Source organism: Actinoplanes sp. NPDC049598, from assembly GCF_040675435.1.
Classification (GTDB): Bacteria; Actinomycetota; Actinomycetes; order Mycobacteriales; family Micromonosporaceae; genus Actinoplanes.
Genome location: NZ_JBFAOX010000001.1, coordinates 625,112 through 640,182, shown reverse-complemented (window position 1 = coordinate 640,182; position 15,071 = coordinate 625,112). Strand labels below are relative to the sequence as shown.

Sequence of the window (15,071 nt, the reverse complement as noted above, 5' to 3'; positions counted from 1 at the left end):
CCGCCTTGTCGCCTGCATGGTTTCCCGTGCTTCACCGCGCTCATCGCAGCCCGCGCCGCCGGCTCCACCGCCGGCCGAGGCGATTCCGGACGAGATCGACGCGCGGCTCAGCGTCTCCTACTCTCGTCAACAACGCCCGATCGTCGCTCACCGGAGCCAAATCGCTGCACAACCATATGTTGCGCCCTTGCTTGGCGCTGCTGTGCGACCGCGAGTACCTGCAGGTGCTCTACCAACAGAACCAAGGAGATCCGACGATGTCCTATGCATACACCGCCCGCCTTTCGGAGCCGTTCTCCGCCGCCGTCGTGGACCGGATCCGCGCCGCGCTCAAGGACCAGGGTTTCGGCGTGCTCACTGAAATCGACGTCCAGGCGACCCTTCAGGCGAAACTCGGGGTGACCATGGAGGACTATTTGATCCTCGGCGCCTGCAACCCGCCGCTCGCCCACCGCGGCCTGAACATCGACCGGGAAATCGGGCTGCTGCTGCCCTGCAACGTCGTCGTCCGCGCCGACGGCCCCGACGCCACCCTCGTCCAGGCACTGGACCCGCAGACCATGGTCCAGGTCACCGGCCGACCCGAACTCAAAGTCGTCGCCGACGACGCCGCCGCCCGGCTGCACGCCGCCCTCGACCAGCTAACAGTCTGAGCGCCGAACCGGCCAAACTAAGGCAGTCACCGGCAGGTGCGACAGTCACCGGCGCGAGCCACGGCCGGTACCGCGGCTCACGCTGGTGGACCTGCCGGTGTTCACCGCCGCACTCGGTGGCGGTCAGCCGACGGCTGGCCGGGCGACTCGTCTCGATCGTCGGCGCCGGTCGTGTCGGTCAGGTGAGCGGACCGGCGGCGCGCGAGAGCCCAGATGACCCCTGCGGCGACGAGCCCGACACCACCCGCCCAAAGGATCGGATCGGTGTAGAGACTGGTGGGCAGTTGCTGGGCCAGGACGAAGAGACCCATGACGGCGACGAACCAGCCGAAGGTCTTGCGCAGTTGCGGTTCGGGAATGCGTCCGGCGAGTCTCCCGCCGGCCAGGCTGCCGAGGACGGCGGCGGCGGTGACCGCGGCGGCGAGGGCCCAGTTGATGTGCACGGTGGAGAGGTAGCCGGCGAGGCCGGCGTACGACTTCATCGCGATGACCAGCAGGGAGGTGCCGACGGCGACGGGCATGGGCAGCCCGCCGAGCAGAGCCAGGGCGGGCACGACGAGGAAGCCTCCCCCGGCGCCGACCAGACCGGTGACCAGGCCGACGACGATGCCGTCGGCAATGACGTGCAGCACCGGAAGCTCGTGCGGAACGGGTTTTCCGGGTTTCGGGCGGCGGCCGCGGATCATCGCGATCGAGGTGGCGAGCATCATCAGCGCGAATCCGGCGAGCAGGACGGTGCCGGGGATGTAGGCGGCGAGCCGGCCGCCGCCGTAAGCGCCGGTCATTCCGGCCACCCCGAAGATCAGGCCGGTACGCCAGCGGACCCGCCGGGCCCAGGCGTGCGGGATGACGGCGACGGCGCTGGTGGTGCCGACGACCAGCAGCGAGGTGGCGATGGCCTCCTTGGCGGACAGGCCGGCGACGTAGACCAAGAGAGGGACGGCGAGGATGGAACCGCCGCCGCCGAGCAGGCCGAGGCTGACGCCGACACCGACCGCGAGCACGATGGTGAACACAAGAGTGGTGGCGGTCATGGCCGGCCCTCCGGCTGTGGCGCGGTGTCCCGCAGCCGGCCGACGATGCTGTCCAGGTCGCAGGTGGCACCGCGGTTGTAGGGCAGTTTGGCCAGCAGCATGCCCATGGCGCAGGTGTTGGTGAGGGCCGCGATCGCCAGGCCGGCGCCGACCAGAGCGGCGACCCATTGCAGGCCGGGCACCAGCAGGGAGCCGAGGATGCCGGCCAACACGATGCCGCCGGCGACGAGGCGGACCTGTCGTTCCAGATCCCAGCGGGGCCGGATTCGGTTGACCGGGGCGTCGGCGGCCTGCCAGGCCAGCATGCCGCCCTCCAGGATCTTCACATTCGGCAGACCGATGTCGGTGAAGGCCTGAGTGGCGCGGGCGCCGGAGCGGCACACCAGCACGATCTGGTCGTCGAGGTGAGCGAGAAGTTCGGCGCGGTGCTCGCGGAGCAGGTCGAGCGGGACGTTGTAGGCGCCGGGAATGTGCGCGCTGTCGAACTCGCCCGGTGTGCGCACGTCGAGCACCCGCGATCCGTCTGCGGAAGTGAGCAAATCGCGCAGTGTGCCGGCGTCCACGGCGCCCGGTGTGGTCGGGTCGGAGGGGGTCATAGCTCCTCGTTCGGCTTGATTGCGGGCAGGGAGAACCCGCCGGGCGGCTCGGCGGTGGCGCCCGGCGGCGGTGCGGGATCGGTCAGCCGGCGGCGAGGGCGAGCACTCCGTCGGCTCGGGCCTGGTCGAAGTCATCGTCGACAACGACGGGGGCGGCGGCCGTGGGCGGCCAGGATGCTGGCGGCGATGGTGGCGCGGTAGCCGGCAGCGCAGTGCACCCAAACTTCGCCGAGGGGGACCTCGTCGACGCGGCGGAGCAGGTCATGCAGCGGGATGTGCACAGCCCCGTCGATGCGACCCTGGGCGGCTTCGAGATTGCGGCGCACGTCGAGCACGGCGACCGTCCGGTGGTGGCGGACCTGCACGAGGTCGGCGAAGGTGGCCCGCGGGAGGGTGGCGAGGTCCTCGCCGCCGGCCCACTCGGTGGGCATGCCGGTGGCGTAAGCGGCGGGGCGGTCGATGCCGATGCGGACGAGTTCCCGCAGCGCCTCGTCGACCTGGTCCGGGGTTTCGCCGAGCAGGGTCACCGCGGTGCCCCAGCCGATGAGCCAGCCCAGGTAGGTGGCGAAGCTGCCGTCCAGGCCGAAGTTCAGCGTGCCGGCGACGTGCCCGGCGGTGAACGCGACCCGGTTGCGCAGGTCGACCACCCACTCGCCGGCGGCGATGCGCTTGCGGATCTGGTCCGCGTCGGCCCGCTCCGGCCGGGACAGATCCGGGGCGGCGGGCCCGGCGCTGTTGGCCGGTGCCATGTGGGCGTAGTAGGCCGGCCAGGCGTCCAAGCCGGCCAGCAACTCGTCGACGAAGGCCTGCTCGTCGCGAGTCAACGCGGGGTTGATCAGTTTCTCCGAGCCGATGGTGGCGGCGTCGGCCGCGCTCTGGGTGGCCGAGCAGAAGCTGCCGAACCCGTGAGTCGGATACACCTCGGCAGCATCCGGCAGCTCGGCGGCGAGACGCTGCGCGGAGGCGTACTGGTGCCGGACGAGGGCGTGGGTGTGGTCCGGGCCGAGCAGGTCCGGCCGGCCGACCGAGCCGTACAGCAGGGAACCGCCGGAGAACACCGCCACCTGTTCGCCGCCGGCATCAAGGGCGTACGACAGGTGGGTGAAGGTGTGCCCGGGAGTGGCCAGCACCCGCACCCGAAAGCTGTCGCCGACGGCGATCACGTCGCCGTCGCTCACCGGGACCCGTTCGAAGGTGACCGGGTCGTCGGCGTTCACGTGGTACGCCGACCCTGTCGCCCGGGCCAGAGCGTACCCGCCGGTGACGTAGTCGTTGTGGATGTGCGTCTCGAAGACGTGGGTGATCGCGACGCCCTCGCTCGCGGCCAAGCCCAGCACCCGGTCGATGTCGCGCTGGGGGTCGACCACGAATGCCACCTGTCCGTCGTGCACCAGGTAACTACGATCGCCCAGGGTCGGGGTGTCGATCGGCAGGATTCGCAACACGTTCGGAACTCCTTCTGCTGTCATCGATCGGGGATCAGGCCGCGGCTCGTGTGCCGCGTACGAGGGGCCGGCCGGCGCGCAGCCACGCCTCGGTGCTGTCCGTCACCGACCAGGCGTCGATACCGGCCGCGGCCAGGTGATCGGCGGCGGAAAGGCTGTGGTTGCCGCTGACCCAGACCACGTAGACCGGGACGCCGCGAGGAAACTCGGCCACCCGCGACACCGGCTGCCGCAGCGAGATCAGCACCGCGCCGGGCACGTGCCCGCCCGTGTACTCGAACGGCTCGCGTACATCGACGATGATCAAGCCTTCTCGGTGTGCGGCCGCGAATGCGGTCCGGTCGACTTCGCGCATCGACAAACGCCTCCTCCATATACCCCCGGGGGTATCTGAATCTCACCATAGCGCGCTGATCGGCCGTCGCGTCAAGCCTGGCGATCCGCGCGAGCCGCCAGCCGCCCTGCCGCAGTCACCCCGACCGTCCGCCCGCTGGGGATTGGCGATCGGCGATGGATCTGGTTACAGTTCCGTATACCCCCAGGGGTATGCTGATCCGGGCAGAGAAGGTGAACGGCAATGCGTCATGAGGTGATCGTCATCGGCGGGGGCACCGCGGGCATCAGCGTCGTGTCACGGCTGCGCCGGGCCGGTGGCGGGGACATCGCGATCGTCAAGCGGTCGGACCGGCACTTCTACCAGCCCCTGTGGAGCCGGGTCGGCGGCGGCCGCGCCGACGCCGACGAGTTGCTCCGCCCGCAGGCAGCCCGGATGGGGCGAGGTAACCACACGATGCCGCACGCCACCCCGCCACCGAGCGCTCCCGGCGGTGTTCACCCGCCGGCGAAGGACGCAAAGCTCTGTGGCTGGTCGAAAAGGCTGGCAGGCACTCGCAGCCCGATGCCGGCCCGCGACACCGTCGCGGTCGCCACCCGGCCCTGACATTTCTCCACGCGTTCTGCATCTCGGTTGCACGCCGTCATCACGCCGGAGAGCGACCGTGAAGGTGCAAGAACAAGGAAGGAGAAAGTCATGAAGACCGTCACCCGCCGCACAGCCACCCTGGTGGCGGCCGGCGCGCTGGGCCTGGGCGGACTCGCGGTCGCGGCACCGGCACTGGCCGGCGTCGGCCCGTTCGGTCCCGGACCGTCCAGCACTGCCCCCGCCGGCTCGTCCGCCCCCGGCCGGGGCTTCGGCTACGGCATGGGGTCCGGCTTCGCCGACGGCACCTGCATGGGGCAGGGCGTCACCGCCCAGCAGGGCACCGTCACCGATGCCCAAGAGACCACGCTGGCGTCCATGGCGCAGGAGGAGAAACTCGCCCACGATCTCTATGCGGCCTTCGCCACCCGCTACGACGCTGCCGTCTTCGACCACGTCGCCGTCGCGGAGAACCAGCACCTGACCGCCGTGCGCACACTGCTGCAGCGCTACGCCGTGACCGACCCGACCGCCAACCAGCCGGCCGGCACGTTCACCGACCCTGCCGTCCAAGCCACCTACGACAAGCTGCTGGCACAGGGTAACCAGAGCCTGTCCGGGGCCCTGGCCGCTGGACAGCAAGTGGAAGACACCGACATCGCCGACCTGAAAGCCGCTCTCAACGCTCTGACCGCCTTGGACGTCAAGCAGGTCTACACCTACCTGCTCGCGGCATCCGAGCGGCACCTGACCGCCTTCACCCGCTGGGCGAACCGGTGAACCATGGTGGGCGGGGCGGTCATCGCCGCCCCACCCACCGCAGCCGGACGGCACGGCGAGTCTCGCCGACCCACCAAAGACGATCGGGTGTTCGCGGCGTTACCGGAAGCCGGACCAGGATCAGATGCCGTCACCCCTTTCCCGGCATTGACACGCTGGCCGAACGAGCCTCATGCCAGCGACAGGAAGAGCTTTTCCATCTGGGCCATGTCGACGGTCGGGTCTTTGCCGTCCTGTTCGGCGATCACGCATTGCCGCAGGCCCGTCGCGATGATTTTGAAGCCGGCCCGGTCCAGGGCCTTCGACACCGCGACCAACTGGGTCACCACGTCGGCGCAGTCACGGCCGGACTCCAGCATGGCGATGATGCCGCGGATCTGGCCCTCGGCGCGGCGCAGCCGCTTGATCACGTCGGTGAGGGCGTCTGCCTCGATCTCCATACTTACCTCCCGGAGCAGCCGAGAACCAGCATACCCTGCGGGGTATGCCGGTCCTCGGTGTCATGCCGCTGCCGGTTCGCCGCTACCACGCTGGTGCGCGACCTTGTTGCGGAGCTCCTTCATGTCCAGCGCGCGTACGGCGGTGATGAGTTCCTCCAGCGCCGCGGACGGCAACGCGCCGGGCTGGGAGAAGACGAGAATTCCGTCCCGGAATGCCATCAGCGTCGGGATCGAGGAGATCCGGTCCGCGGCTGCGAGTTGCTGCTCGGCCTCGGTGTCGACCTTGGCGAAGACGATGTCGGGGTGTCGCTGGCTGGCCTGTTCGAAGACGGGGGCGAAACGGCGGCACGGGCCACACCACGACGCCCACCAGTCGACCAGGACGATGCCGTCACCGGCGATGGTCTGCTCGAAGGTTTCTGCCGTCAGGCCTGTCGTACTCATGATGTTCTTCCCTTCTCGCCGCGGCGCACGTCGGCGTTGCCGGCGTCGCCGAGATGCACGTCGCCCGCGGCCCCATGATACCCCCGGGGGTATAAATCGGCGGGTCGCACGGCTCGGACACGGAGGGGCGAAGGGATGACGACGACCGTAGCGACGCTGCCGTGCCCATCCCGCTGCGGACCTGTTCGCTTGGCTCAGCGAGGTATCCGACGGCGAAGTGCGAGTGCAGTGCCGGCCGGGCGCCACCACCGCATTCCTGCGAGTTCTTGCCTTGCGGGCGAGGCAAGACCCGGCTCTCGGAACCGGCCGTGCCCGACGGTGAACCGGTCAGCGCCCGTCATGGTCGTGGAGGCAAGGGGGCGGCTGTCGGCAGCCTGATGGTCACGGTGACGCCCCCGGAGGCCGGCGAGTCGATGCCGACCGCGCCGCCGTGGGCGGTGACCAACTCGCGGACGATTGCTAGACCGATCCCGGAGCCGGCTGTTCCCGCTGTGGCGCGGCCGCGCCAGAGCCGGTCGAACGCATAGGGCAACTCGTCGGAGGCAATACCAGGTCCGGTGTCCGCGACCTGCAGAACGGCCTGCCCATCCGCGAGGTACACCCGCAGGTGCATCCCGTCACCGGGACGGCAGTAGCGGGCCGCGTTGGCGAGCAGATTGGCCACCGCCTGATGCAACCGGTCCGGGTCCCCCCGCACCGGCACCCGTCGGTCGAGATCCGTGGTCACGGTCAGTCCGGCTGCGTCCAGCCGCGGCCGCTGCGCCGCCAGCGCCGCCGCGGCGACGCCGGCCAGATCGGTGTCGACCGGGTGCAGGGACAGCGCAGCCGATTCGGCCGCGGACAGGTCGGCCAGATCCTGCACGATCCTGCCCACCCGCAGAGACTGGTCGTGCAGAGCCGCCAGGCGCTCAGTATTCGCCGGTTGCAGGCCGTCGCGTAGTTCCTCTAACCCGGCCTGCAGCCCGGCCAGCGGAGTGCGCAGTTCATGGGCGATGTCGGCGGCTAGGCGGCGGCGCACGGTCTCCGCGCGCACGACTTCGTCGGCCATGGTGTCGAAGGCGTGTGCGACCTCGCCCAGTTCGCCGGGTGTACGCAGGTCAGCTCGGGCGTCGCGCTCGCCGGCGGCGAACCGACGGGCGGTCGCGGCCACGACCGTGAGTGGCCGGATCAGCCGGCCCGACACGAATGCGCTGACTACTAAGGCAGCCAGCAGCGCCACGCCTGCCGCCCCGACAACCCACGACCACGCCACCGTACGGCCACCCGGCTCACTCACCGGGAACGCCAACCGGACGTTGCCCGCCCGTTGTCCGCCGACCGTGACCGCGGTCTCCACGACCGGCCCGGCACTGTCGATGCTGTGCATGCCGCCCGCGCCGGCTCCCATTCGGCGTCCGGGCCACACCATGCCGCCGCGTGTGTCCCACACCACCAGCCGGGCGTCCGCAGCCCCGGCGAGGGCCGACGCGGCGGTCAGGTCCGCGCCGTCCCAGCCGTTCGACCGCGTGTAGGCGTCCGCGGCGGCCGCAGCGACCCGGGCCGCGACACGCTGCCGGTCCTGCTGCGCGGCGCTGGCCAGCCCGCGGTCCGTGGCGACCAGCGCGGCCACCGTGAGTACGGCCACCGACGACAGTGCCACGAGCAGGAACGCGGCCAGCAGCCTGCGGCCCAGCGGACCGGTCAGCGCCGGGTGGTCACCGATCACGCGACCACCCCAGCCGGTAGCCGACGCCCAATACGGTCTCCACGATCTGCGCGGCACCGGGTCCGAGCTTGCGCCGCAGGTTCTTCACGTGCGAGTCAACGGTGCGTTCGTAGCCGGGGAACTCGTACCCGCGCACCTGGTTGATCAGCTCAAAGCGGGAGTACACCCGCCCCGGCGTTGCGGCCAGCGCGGTCAGCAGGCCCCACTCGGTCGGCGTCAGGTCCAACCGGCCGCCGTCCAGGTGGGCTTCGTGGCGGACGTCGTCGAGCCGCAGACGTCCGCCACCGAACGACTTCGCAGCCGGATCATTGCCGTTGACGGCTTGTGTGCGATGCAGCACCGCCTCGACGCGCAGCACCAGCTCCGTCGGCGAGAACGGCTTGGTCACGTAGTCGTCGGCGCCGCGGCGTAGCCCGTCGATGCGGTCGTCGACGCTGCTGCGCGCGGTCAGCACCACCACGGGCACTTCCCGGGCGTCCCCGTGGGCGGCTGCCAGGACCTCGTGACCGTCGATATCGGGCAGGCCGAGGTCGAGGACCACCAGTCCCACGCCGCCGCCGGTCACCAGAGCGATCGCCTCGGCGCCGGAGCCGGTGCTCTGCACCACATGGCCGGCCCGCTGCAGATAGCGGCGGATCAGCTCCCTCAGCTCGCGGTCGTCCTCGACGACCAGCACAGCGCCCGTCACACTTTCACTCTGCACACCAGATGCACACCCGGACAGGGCCGATCGACCCCACCACCGGAAGGTAGGTGATGACGAGTTGGCCCGTCCCACACATACGGGGACGCTTGGGCCCCGCTGAACATGGCCCGTCACGCCGACCCACCTGGCCGGCGGCCACGCCCAGCTCATGTACGCCTTCGACTACTACGGCCCGATCGGCAGCCGGCGCGACGAGATCACGGTGATTCGCCGCCGTACCCAGAAGGTCGAGTGCGTTGCACCTTGTAGGCCTGGGCCTTTAGCGGCGTCTCGACGATCTCGGCCCACGCGAGCACGGGGTCGTTCAGCCGCTGCCGCGCCTCACGGAACATCTCGGCCAGGACCCCGCGGACGTACGGATGACGCACGCGCGACGGCGAGTACTCGTACCAGGAGAACGACTCCCCGCGGGAACAGCCGCGCGGCTCGTAGTCCGGCGCGTCCGGCCCGGTCGTCGGTTAGTCGGTGGCCTGGTGGGCAGGATCCGGTGCAGTTCACGCCGTGGGTCGAGCGGACCACCTTGTCGTAGCGCCACCGGTCCCGGTAGAACGCGTCCCAGGCGCTGTCGTCGAGCTGGTGCAGTGTACGGCCGTGGTCGCCGACCGTCTCGCGTTTGAGGAAGCGGCGGGCCGCGAGTAGCGGAGCACTGCCGGGGACGGCATCGGTCGCGGGTTCTGGTGACACGGGGCCACTCCTTCAAGCGGTGACCGGCGACGGCAGGACCGTCGGCGCCCACGGGAGCGAGACCTCTTCAGCGTCGTCGGCCGAGCGCCCGGGGTCAGGGGGACGTGGTCCCGAGCCGGGCGGGACCAAAGTCCTAACCCGCCGGACCCGCAGACGGTGAGCGAGCCGGTCCGCGAGCAGCGGCGGCCCGGGTTCCTGCGGGCGACCGGCTGCCCGAGGCGCCACAGCGTCGGATCGCTCCGGCCTCCGGGCGGTTCGGCGCGTCGTCATCGATGGGCCCGCCTGCGGACGCCCGACACCACGCCTTCGACGCCGGCGGCGACCAGGACAACGACAACGGCGCTGGACACGGGTAGCAGGACGGTGTAACCCGCCGCGATCAGATGGCGCTTGAGCATGATGACCGGCCTCCTTCGGTTTCTCCTTCCAGGAGACCGCTGAGACGTGCGGCGAGGCAGAGCCCAAAGCCATTCCCGCGGCTCCGACGGACCCGGCAGTTGCGGGCCTTTCGGCCCTGACCGGTCCGGCCCGGGCCTGAGACGGTGAGGTCAGTCAGCGAAGCCGGAGGTTGCCATGACCAGGCCCGAAGAACACGTGACCGCCGCCGAGGCGCGTGCCGCCCTCGAGTTGGCAGCCCGGGAGTCGCTGCGGGCGCCCTCGGTGTTCAACACCCAGCCGTGGAGGTGGCGCCTCACCGGCACCGTGCTGGAGCTGTCCTCCGATCCGTCCCGTCGCCTCGGGATCACCGATGCCGAGGGCCGTCTGCTGCTGATCAGCTGCGGCGGCGCCCTCCACCACGCGCGGGTGTCACTGGCCGCCGCGGGGTGGCGCGCCGAGGTGCAGCGTCTCCCGGACGAACGGCGCCCCGATCTACTGGCCCGCATCCGGGTCACGGGTCACGCCGTCTCCGACGAGCACGCCCGGGAATTGGTCGCCGCCATCAACCGGCGGCGCACCGACCGCCGAGCGTTCGGCCCCCGCCCGGTGGCCGAGAAGACGCTGGACCGCCTGCGCCGGCTGGTGGAGGAGCAAGGCGCCTACCTGCACGTCGTGCCGGACGACCGGGTGCCCGAGCTTGCCATCTCGGTCGACGAGGCCGCCGATGCCAACTACTTCGACCCGGCGCACCACAGCGAGCTGACCAAGTGGACACACCGGCCGGCCTGGACCGACGACGGAGTGCCGGCGGCCACCGCGGTGCAGCCCGGACTGCGGCGGGTGCCGGTGCGCAATTTTCTTCCCGACGGCTCCCCCGGCATGCTCGCCGGCGCCGACCACGACGAGGGCGCCTCCTACGTGGTCGTCTTCGGAACCACGGACGCACCCGTCGACCTGCTGCGCGGCGGTGAGGCCATGTCAGCCCTGCTGCTGCAAGCCACCGCCGAAGGCCTGGCGACCGCGCCGATCAGCGAGGCCGTCGAGCTGGCCTGGCCGCGGCATCTGCTGGGCCGGCTGCTGTCCGGAGTCGGCGAGCCTTATCTCATCGTCCGGCTCGGCTACGTCGAAGCCTCGGACGCGGTGCCTCCGTCGCCCCGTCGGACACCGACCGACGTCATCCATATCGACGATTGACGCCTCACCATAACTCCTCGGCGGTCAGCCCATCGGACTGCCGAGGCGGGTCACCAGGAACACCGGGTAGTCGGCGGCGATCGGCACGAAGGCGGCCACAGGCGAATGCCGGTCAACAGGGATGTGCGGTCTCGCCCCGGGCGCCTTCGCGAGGTACCGCCGCAAGATCGGCGGCCGCTGGTCCACGGCCACCTCGCTGAGCTGGATCCGCTGACGGCGGCCGTGTCTCAGGATCGCTTTGCCTCCGGCGGCACGCGCATTGGCAACCCAGTTGGCGTCATTTCCCAGCATCGACACCAGGTACTCCCGGCGTCCGTATCGGGTGACCACGACAGGGCAGGCCACCGTTCGGCCGGTACGACGTCCCGGCACCTCGAGCGTGACCCAGGTGCGGGGCACAAGGAAACCCGCTCCGAACTGAATGGCGGACAAGCGATTCAGCAGGCGGGCCAACCCGTGAGGACGGCCGCCACGGTACATCCAGCGTTTCAATGGACTCGCGATCAGCATGGCGACTCCGTCGGGTAGGCGTAGAGCTCGATCAGCCGGTGGCGCGCGGCCTGCAGCCGAGCCGACACGACGGCCAGCATCCGGCCTGTCAGCTCCCGACCGAGTTCGGCGTCCTCGGCAATCATCGTCAGCACTCGCTTCGCGTCGAGCTCGACGGCGTGCACGTCCTCGGCGACCACAGCGCCGAACCGCCACCGCGCGGGTGGCCGCATCCACGACCAGCCGACCGGGGCGCCGGGCCCGACCCGTTCGACGACGATGTCGCCGCGCCCGGGCACATGGAAGTCGATGACGACCGCACCGGAGTTGATCAACCAGAACCGGTCGGCGTGGGCGTCCTCGCGGCACAGCCGGCGCCCGGCGCCGAGGAACACCGGCCGTCCGGCCGCGGCGAGCCGGTGCAGCCAGCCGGACGGCAGATCGGCCACGAAGTCGTGCATGGCGAGCAGGTCGAAGACGCTCAACGGCGACATGGCAGCTCCCGTGGTGGGCGCGGAGCCCGGTGGCGGCCGGACTCCGCGCGATGAGATCAGGCGACGTAGAAGACGCCGGCGCCGGTGGTGTCGGTGTCCTCGAAGGCGACCTCGAGCTTGTCGGTCACCTCGACGACCCCGGGCACCTGCCGCGCCAGCCGCACCGCGCGGTTGGCAGTCGAGCGGCGGTCCAGCCGGCCGGTCATCGTCACGACGCCTTCGTCGACCGTGACGTCCAGCTGATCGGAGCCCCCGGGCCGTACCGCGGCGATCACATCCCGGCCGAGGTCGGCCAGGATCTCGTCGTCCGGCCGCAGGTGGACCTTGAGCAGGTCGCCGCGCGAGACGATGCCGATCAGCCGGCCGAGGTCGTCGACGACCGGCAGCCGCTTGACGCTCTCGGCGTCCATGAGGCGGGCCGCGGCGGCGATCGGCGTCCCGCTGGTCACCACGACCGGTGGGCTGCTCATCAGGCCGGCCGCCGCGCCCGCGTACGCCTTGGCGCGCTCACTCCGGCGACGGCGGCCCTCGAACAGCCGCGGCGACTCGTCGCCGGCGTACTCGATCTTGCGGAGGAGATCCGCCTCGGAGATCACGCCCGACACGCGGTGGAACTCGTCCACGACCGGCACGGCGCTGAACCGATGGCCGACCAGCAGATCCACCACGTCCCGGTAGGAGGCGGCCGGTTGCACCGACACAACCGCCTTGGTCATCACGTCGTCCACTTTCCACGCTGACATGGCAGCCTCCTCGATGAGTCACCTCCGACGCTAGGAGGGGGATCACCCGGCCGTCAGGGCCGAAAGTCCCATGCAGCCCGGCGAGGACTTTCGGCCCTGATCGGCCCGGACGCCGCGGAGTAACGGTGGAGGGGACAACTGAACGGAGGCCGACATGAAGGCTCTGGTCGTTTACGAATCCCTGTTCGGCAACACGGAGGCGATCGCCCGGGCCGTCGCGGAGGGCCTGGGCGACACGTTCGAAGTCCGGCTGGTGGAGGCGCGGGAGATCCCGTCCGCCGACGATGTCGAGCTGCTGGTGGCCGGGGCGCCCACGCATGCGTTCGGGTTGAGCCGGCCCAGCACCCGGCAGAGCGCGGCCCACCAGGGCGAGGTCCGGCCGGACACGATGGACGTGGGTCTGCGGGAGTACCTGGACGTGTCGCCGAACCTGCCGGGCCTGGCCGCCGCGGCCTTCGACACCAGGATCGACAAACCGTTCATGCCCGGCTCGGCCGCGCACAAGGCGCACCGGCGGCTGCGGCGGCTCGGGTGCCGGATGGTCCGCGGGCCGGAGAGCTTCCGCGTGTCGGGGACCGAGGGCCCGCTGGTCGCCGGCGAGCTGGAGCGGGCGTGCCGGTGGGCGGCCGAGATCAGCGCCGCGGTGCTGATCGCCCGTCATCCGGTATGACGGGACTTCCGGCCCTGACACTGTTAGCTGGAAATAGCTAACGTGCTAACCGAGAGGAGGGAGGCGAGGAAGTCATGACGAACCCCAGCACGAAGACCGTCCGCACGGCGCCTCCGGCCAAGGTGGAGACCCACCCGGAGGACCGCCGGGTCCGCACCCGCCGGATCGGGCGTGAGGTCAGCACCTTGGTGGTCAACGTCTACGAGCGTGGCGTCTCCGACCTGGTGGCGTTCGAGAAGGACGCCGCGAGGATCGCGCCGTACCCGTGGATGAAGTCCGCGCTCACCATGAGCGCCGGGCTCGTCGAGGACGTCGGCGCCGCCTACGTCAAGACCGCCCGCCAGGCGCTGAAGTGAACCACCGCGGATCGGCCCGGGAGATCAGCTCCCGGGCCGATCCTTGTCCCCGGTCGCCACGAAGGCGAGGTAGACGTCGATCAGCGCGCTTTTCTGCCGGGCCGTCAGCCGAGGATCCTCGCCAATCGCGCTAAGGACGGCGGACGATTCCCCGGCTGGCGCTGACTCACGCCGAAGCACGTCGGCGGTCGTCCGCAGCGATCGGGCTATGCCGTCCAGCACCTTGTCGGAGGGCGCACGCAGCCCCCGCTCGATCTGGGACAGGTACGGCCCGGAGATGCCGACCATGGACGCGAACTGCCGCAACGGCAGCTCGGCCAGCTCGCGCCGATTGCGGATGATCTCCCCGAGGGCCGGGCTCACGTGGCCACCCGCAGGGCGGCCGGGACGGTGGCCTGGGCGGTACGCAGCACGTCCCGCCGACGACGACCGTCCATCAGGTTGACTCCGATCGCGGCGAGGTCGTCCGGACCCGGGGTGAGCACGACGACCCGGGTTCCGGCCCGCTCGACCTTGCGCCGCTCGGCGTCGAGCTGGGCCGCGAAGACCTGCCGGAGCAGCCGTTCGGCCCGCCAGGCCGGCCGCAGCGGCCGGTCGGTGCGGTGGCTGGCCATCGGCGCGAGCACGTACACCTCGTCGAGCTCGGCGGACTGCAGCAGGTCGAGGGAGGCGGACGACCGCACTCCCCCGTCGACGTACCGCCGGTCGCCGATAGTGGCCGGGCGGTGCCAGCCGGGGATGGAGCAGGACGCCACGACGGCGTCCGGCAGCGAGGCGGCCGGGCTGCCCGGACGGCCGAACACCACCCGGCGGCCACGCTCGTAGTCGACCCCGACGATCCACGTGGCCCGCTCGGGCCAGCGGTCGGGGTCGTCGCTGACCAGGGTGTCCACGTAGCGGCGGAGAGTGCGGTGCTCCGAGCGCCCCTGGAGCACGAAGGCGCTGGCCAGTGCCTGGGGATGGACGCTGTGCGGGGCCAGCGCGGCGGTGGCCAGCATGCGGGCCGAGCCCAGCCGCAGGCGCGGCGGTGGCGGCAGTCGGCCCGAGTCGTGCTCGAACTCGTGCGCGCCGGGCAGGTGGGCGGCGTCCTCGCCGAGCTGATGGGCGACCAGGTCAGCCGGGGTGAAGCCATGCCGGAGGGCGGCGGCCACGATGCTGCCGGCGCTCGTCCCGACGATGACGTCAGCCTCGTTCAGCGGGCGACCGATCCGCTCCTGGACGGCAGCCAGGCCGCCGATGGTCCATGCCGCGCCCAGCGTTCCGCCCGCGCCGAGCACCAGTCCCACACGTCCGACGGCCATCGCGTTCACCATCCACTGGCAGTGATCTGGAACACAATGG

General features: G+C 70.9%; 19 protein-coding genes and 2 pseudogenes. 6 read left to right on the top strand and 15 right to left on the bottom strand.

The window, feature by feature from the left end; genetic code table 11:
* Positions 1–191: 191 nt before the first annotated feature.
* Positions 192–653 (top strand): DUF302 domain-containing protein, encoded by a 462-nt coding sequence (locus AB0J66_RS03195; RefSeq protein ID WP_364655213.1) that lies wholly within the window; start codon positions 192–194, stop codon positions 651–653.
* A 101-nt stretch (positions 654–754) separates the two neighbouring features.
* Here AB0J66_RS03195 and AB0J66_RS03190 read toward each other — a convergent pair whose 3' ends face one another.
* The 4 genes and pseudogenes from AB0J66_RS03190 to AB0J66_RS03175 form a co-directional block, all read right to left on the bottom strand.
* A complete protein-coding gene (locus AB0J66_RS03190; protein ID WP_364655211.1) occupies positions 755–1,687 on the bottom strand; it encodes a sulfite exporter TauE/SafE family protein in 933 nt (310 codons plus the stop codon).
* Positions 1,684–2,283: a rhodanese-like domain-containing protein gene (locus AB0J66_RS03185; RefSeq protein WP_364655210.1), complete on the bottom strand. Its 600-nt coding sequence runs from the start codon at positions 2,281–2,283 to the stop codon at positions 1,684–1,686. Before AB0J66_RS03185 ends, AB0J66_RS03190 begins: the two co-directional genes overlap by 4 nt.
* A gap of 82 nt (positions 2,284–2,365) precedes the next feature.
* Positions 2,366–3,752, bottom strand: a pseudogene (locus AB0J66_RS03180) (MBL fold metallo-hydrolase).
* A gap of 10 nt (positions 3,753–3,762) precedes the next feature.
* Positions 3,763–4,035 (bottom strand): rhodanese-like domain-containing protein, encoded by a 273-nt coding sequence (locus AB0J66_RS03175; RefSeq protein ID WP_364655209.1) that lies wholly within the window; start codon positions 4,033–4,035, stop codon positions 3,763–3,765.
* Between the two features lie 270 nt (positions 4,036–4,305).
* On the opposite strand from AB0J66_RS03175, the gene AB0J66_RS03170 reads away from it, so the two are divergent.
* Together AB0J66_RS03170 and AB0J66_RS03165 are read left to right on the top strand one after the other, a co-directional pair.
* On the top strand, positions 4,306–4,668 hold the full coding sequence (locus AB0J66_RS03170; protein WP_364655208.1) for an FAD/NAD(P)-binding oxidoreductase: 363 nt from the start codon (positions 4,306–4,308) through the stop codon (positions 4,666–4,668).
* Between the two features lie 90 nt (positions 4,669–4,758).
* A complete protein-coding gene (locus AB0J66_RS03165; protein ID WP_364655206.1) occupies positions 4,759–5,427 on the top strand; it encodes a DUF2202 domain-containing protein in 669 nt (222 codons plus the stop codon).
* A gap of 170 nt (positions 5,428–5,597) precedes the next feature.
* Here AB0J66_RS03165 and AB0J66_RS03160 read toward each other — a convergent pair whose 3' ends face one another.
* The 6 genes and pseudogenes from AB0J66_RS03160 to AB0J66_RS03135 form a co-directional block, all read right to left on the bottom strand.
* Entirely contained in the window at positions 5,598–5,867 is a 270-nt protein-coding gene (locus AB0J66_RS03160) for a metal-sensitive transcriptional regulator (RefSeq protein ID WP_364655205.1), read from the bottom strand.
* 60 nt (positions 5,868–5,927) lie between these two features.
* Positions 5,928–6,311: a thioredoxin gene (gene trxA, locus AB0J66_RS03155; RefSeq protein ID WP_364655203.1), complete on the bottom strand. Its 384-nt coding sequence runs from the start codon at positions 6,309–6,311 to the stop codon at positions 5,928–5,930.
* A gap of 337 nt (positions 6,312–6,648) precedes the next feature.
* Positions 6,649–8,016: a HAMP domain-containing sensor histidine kinase gene (locus tag AB0J66_RS03150; protein WP_364655202.1), complete on the bottom strand. Its 1,368-nt coding sequence runs from the start codon at positions 8,014–8,016 to the stop codon at positions 6,649–6,651.
* Positions 8,006–8,692: a response regulator transcription factor gene (locus AB0J66_RS03145; protein WP_364655200.1), complete on the bottom strand. Its 687-nt coding sequence runs from the start codon at positions 8,690–8,692 to the stop codon at positions 8,006–8,008. The genes AB0J66_RS03150 and AB0J66_RS03145 overlap by 11 nt, the downstream gene beginning before the upstream one ends.
* Before the next feature lie 257 nt (positions 8,693–8,949).
* A pseudogene (locus AB0J66_RS03140) lies at positions 8,950–9,406 on the bottom strand (nitrate reductase subunit alpha); the annotation flags it as partial.
* Positions 9,407–9,672: 266 nt separating this feature from the next.
* Positions 9,673–9,804 carry a hypothetical protein gene (locus AB0J66_RS03135; RefSeq protein ID WP_364655199.1) on the bottom strand — a complete coding sequence of 44 codons (132 nt, stop codon included), beginning with the start codon at positions 9,802–9,804 and terminating at the stop codon, positions 9,673–9,675.
* Positions 9,805–9,979: 175 nt separating this feature from the next.
* Between AB0J66_RS03135 and AB0J66_RS03130 the strand changes: the two genes are divergently transcribed.
* The gene (locus tag AB0J66_RS03130; protein WP_364655197.1) at positions 9,980–10,978 is read left to right on the top strand and encodes a nitroreductase; all 999 of its coding nucleotides are present in this window, start codon (positions 9,980–9,982) and stop codon (positions 10,976–10,978) included.
* A 24-nt stretch (positions 10,979–11,002) separates the two neighbouring features.
* On the opposite strand, the gene AB0J66_RS03125 is transcribed toward AB0J66_RS03130, so the two are convergent.
* From AB0J66_RS03125 to AB0J66_RS03115, 3 genes are read right to left on the bottom strand one after another with little or no spacing between them, the layout of a single operon-like run.
* Positions 11,003–11,488, bottom strand: a complete 486-nt coding sequence (locus AB0J66_RS03125; protein ID WP_364655195.1) for a nitroreductase family deazaflavin-dependent oxidoreductase — start codon at positions 11,486–11,488, stop codon at positions 11,003–11,005.
* Complete coding sequence (locus tag AB0J66_RS03120; RefSeq protein WP_364655193.1) at positions 11,482–11,961, bottom strand: cyclic nucleotide-binding domain-containing protein; 480 nt, start codon at positions 11,959–11,961, stop codon at positions 11,482–11,484. The genes AB0J66_RS03125 and AB0J66_RS03120 overlap by 7 nt, the downstream gene beginning before the upstream one ends.
* A gap of 56 nt (positions 11,962–12,017) precedes the next feature.
* Positions 12,018–12,704, bottom strand: coding sequence for a CBS domain-containing protein (locus AB0J66_RS03115; protein ID WP_364655192.1), 687 nt, complete (start codon positions 12,702–12,704; stop codon positions 12,018–12,020).
* Between the two features lie 154 nt (positions 12,705–12,858).
* On the opposite strand from AB0J66_RS03115, the gene AB0J66_RS03110 reads away from it, so the two are divergent.
* Together AB0J66_RS03110 and AB0J66_RS03105 are read left to right on the top strand one after the other, a co-directional pair.
* On the top strand, positions 12,859–13,374 hold the full coding sequence (locus AB0J66_RS03110; protein WP_364655190.1) for a flavodoxin domain-containing protein: 516 nt from the start codon (positions 12,859–12,861) through the stop codon (positions 13,372–13,374).
* Positions 13,375–13,448: 74 nt separating this feature from the next.
* Positions 13,449–13,730: a hypothetical protein gene (locus AB0J66_RS03105; RefSeq protein ID WP_364655189.1), complete on the top strand. Its 282-nt coding sequence runs from the start codon at positions 13,449–13,451 to the stop codon at positions 13,728–13,730.
* 24 nt (positions 13,731–13,754) lie between these two features.
* On the opposite strand, the gene AB0J66_RS03100 is transcribed toward AB0J66_RS03105, so the two are convergent.
* Together AB0J66_RS03100 and AB0J66_RS03095 are read right to left on the bottom strand one after the other, a co-directional pair.
* On the bottom strand, positions 13,755–14,093 hold the full coding sequence (locus AB0J66_RS03100; RefSeq protein WP_364655187.1) for a helix-turn-helix transcriptional regulator: 339 nt from the start codon (positions 14,091–14,093) through the stop codon (positions 13,755–13,757).
* Positions 14,090–15,031 (bottom strand): patatin-like phospholipase family protein, encoded by a 942-nt coding sequence (locus AB0J66_RS03095; RefSeq protein WP_364655186.1) that lies wholly within the window; start codon positions 15,029–15,031, stop codon positions 14,090–14,092. The genes AB0J66_RS03100 and AB0J66_RS03095 overlap by 4 nt, the downstream gene beginning before the upstream one ends.
* Positions 15,032–15,071: the final 40 nt, after the last annotated feature.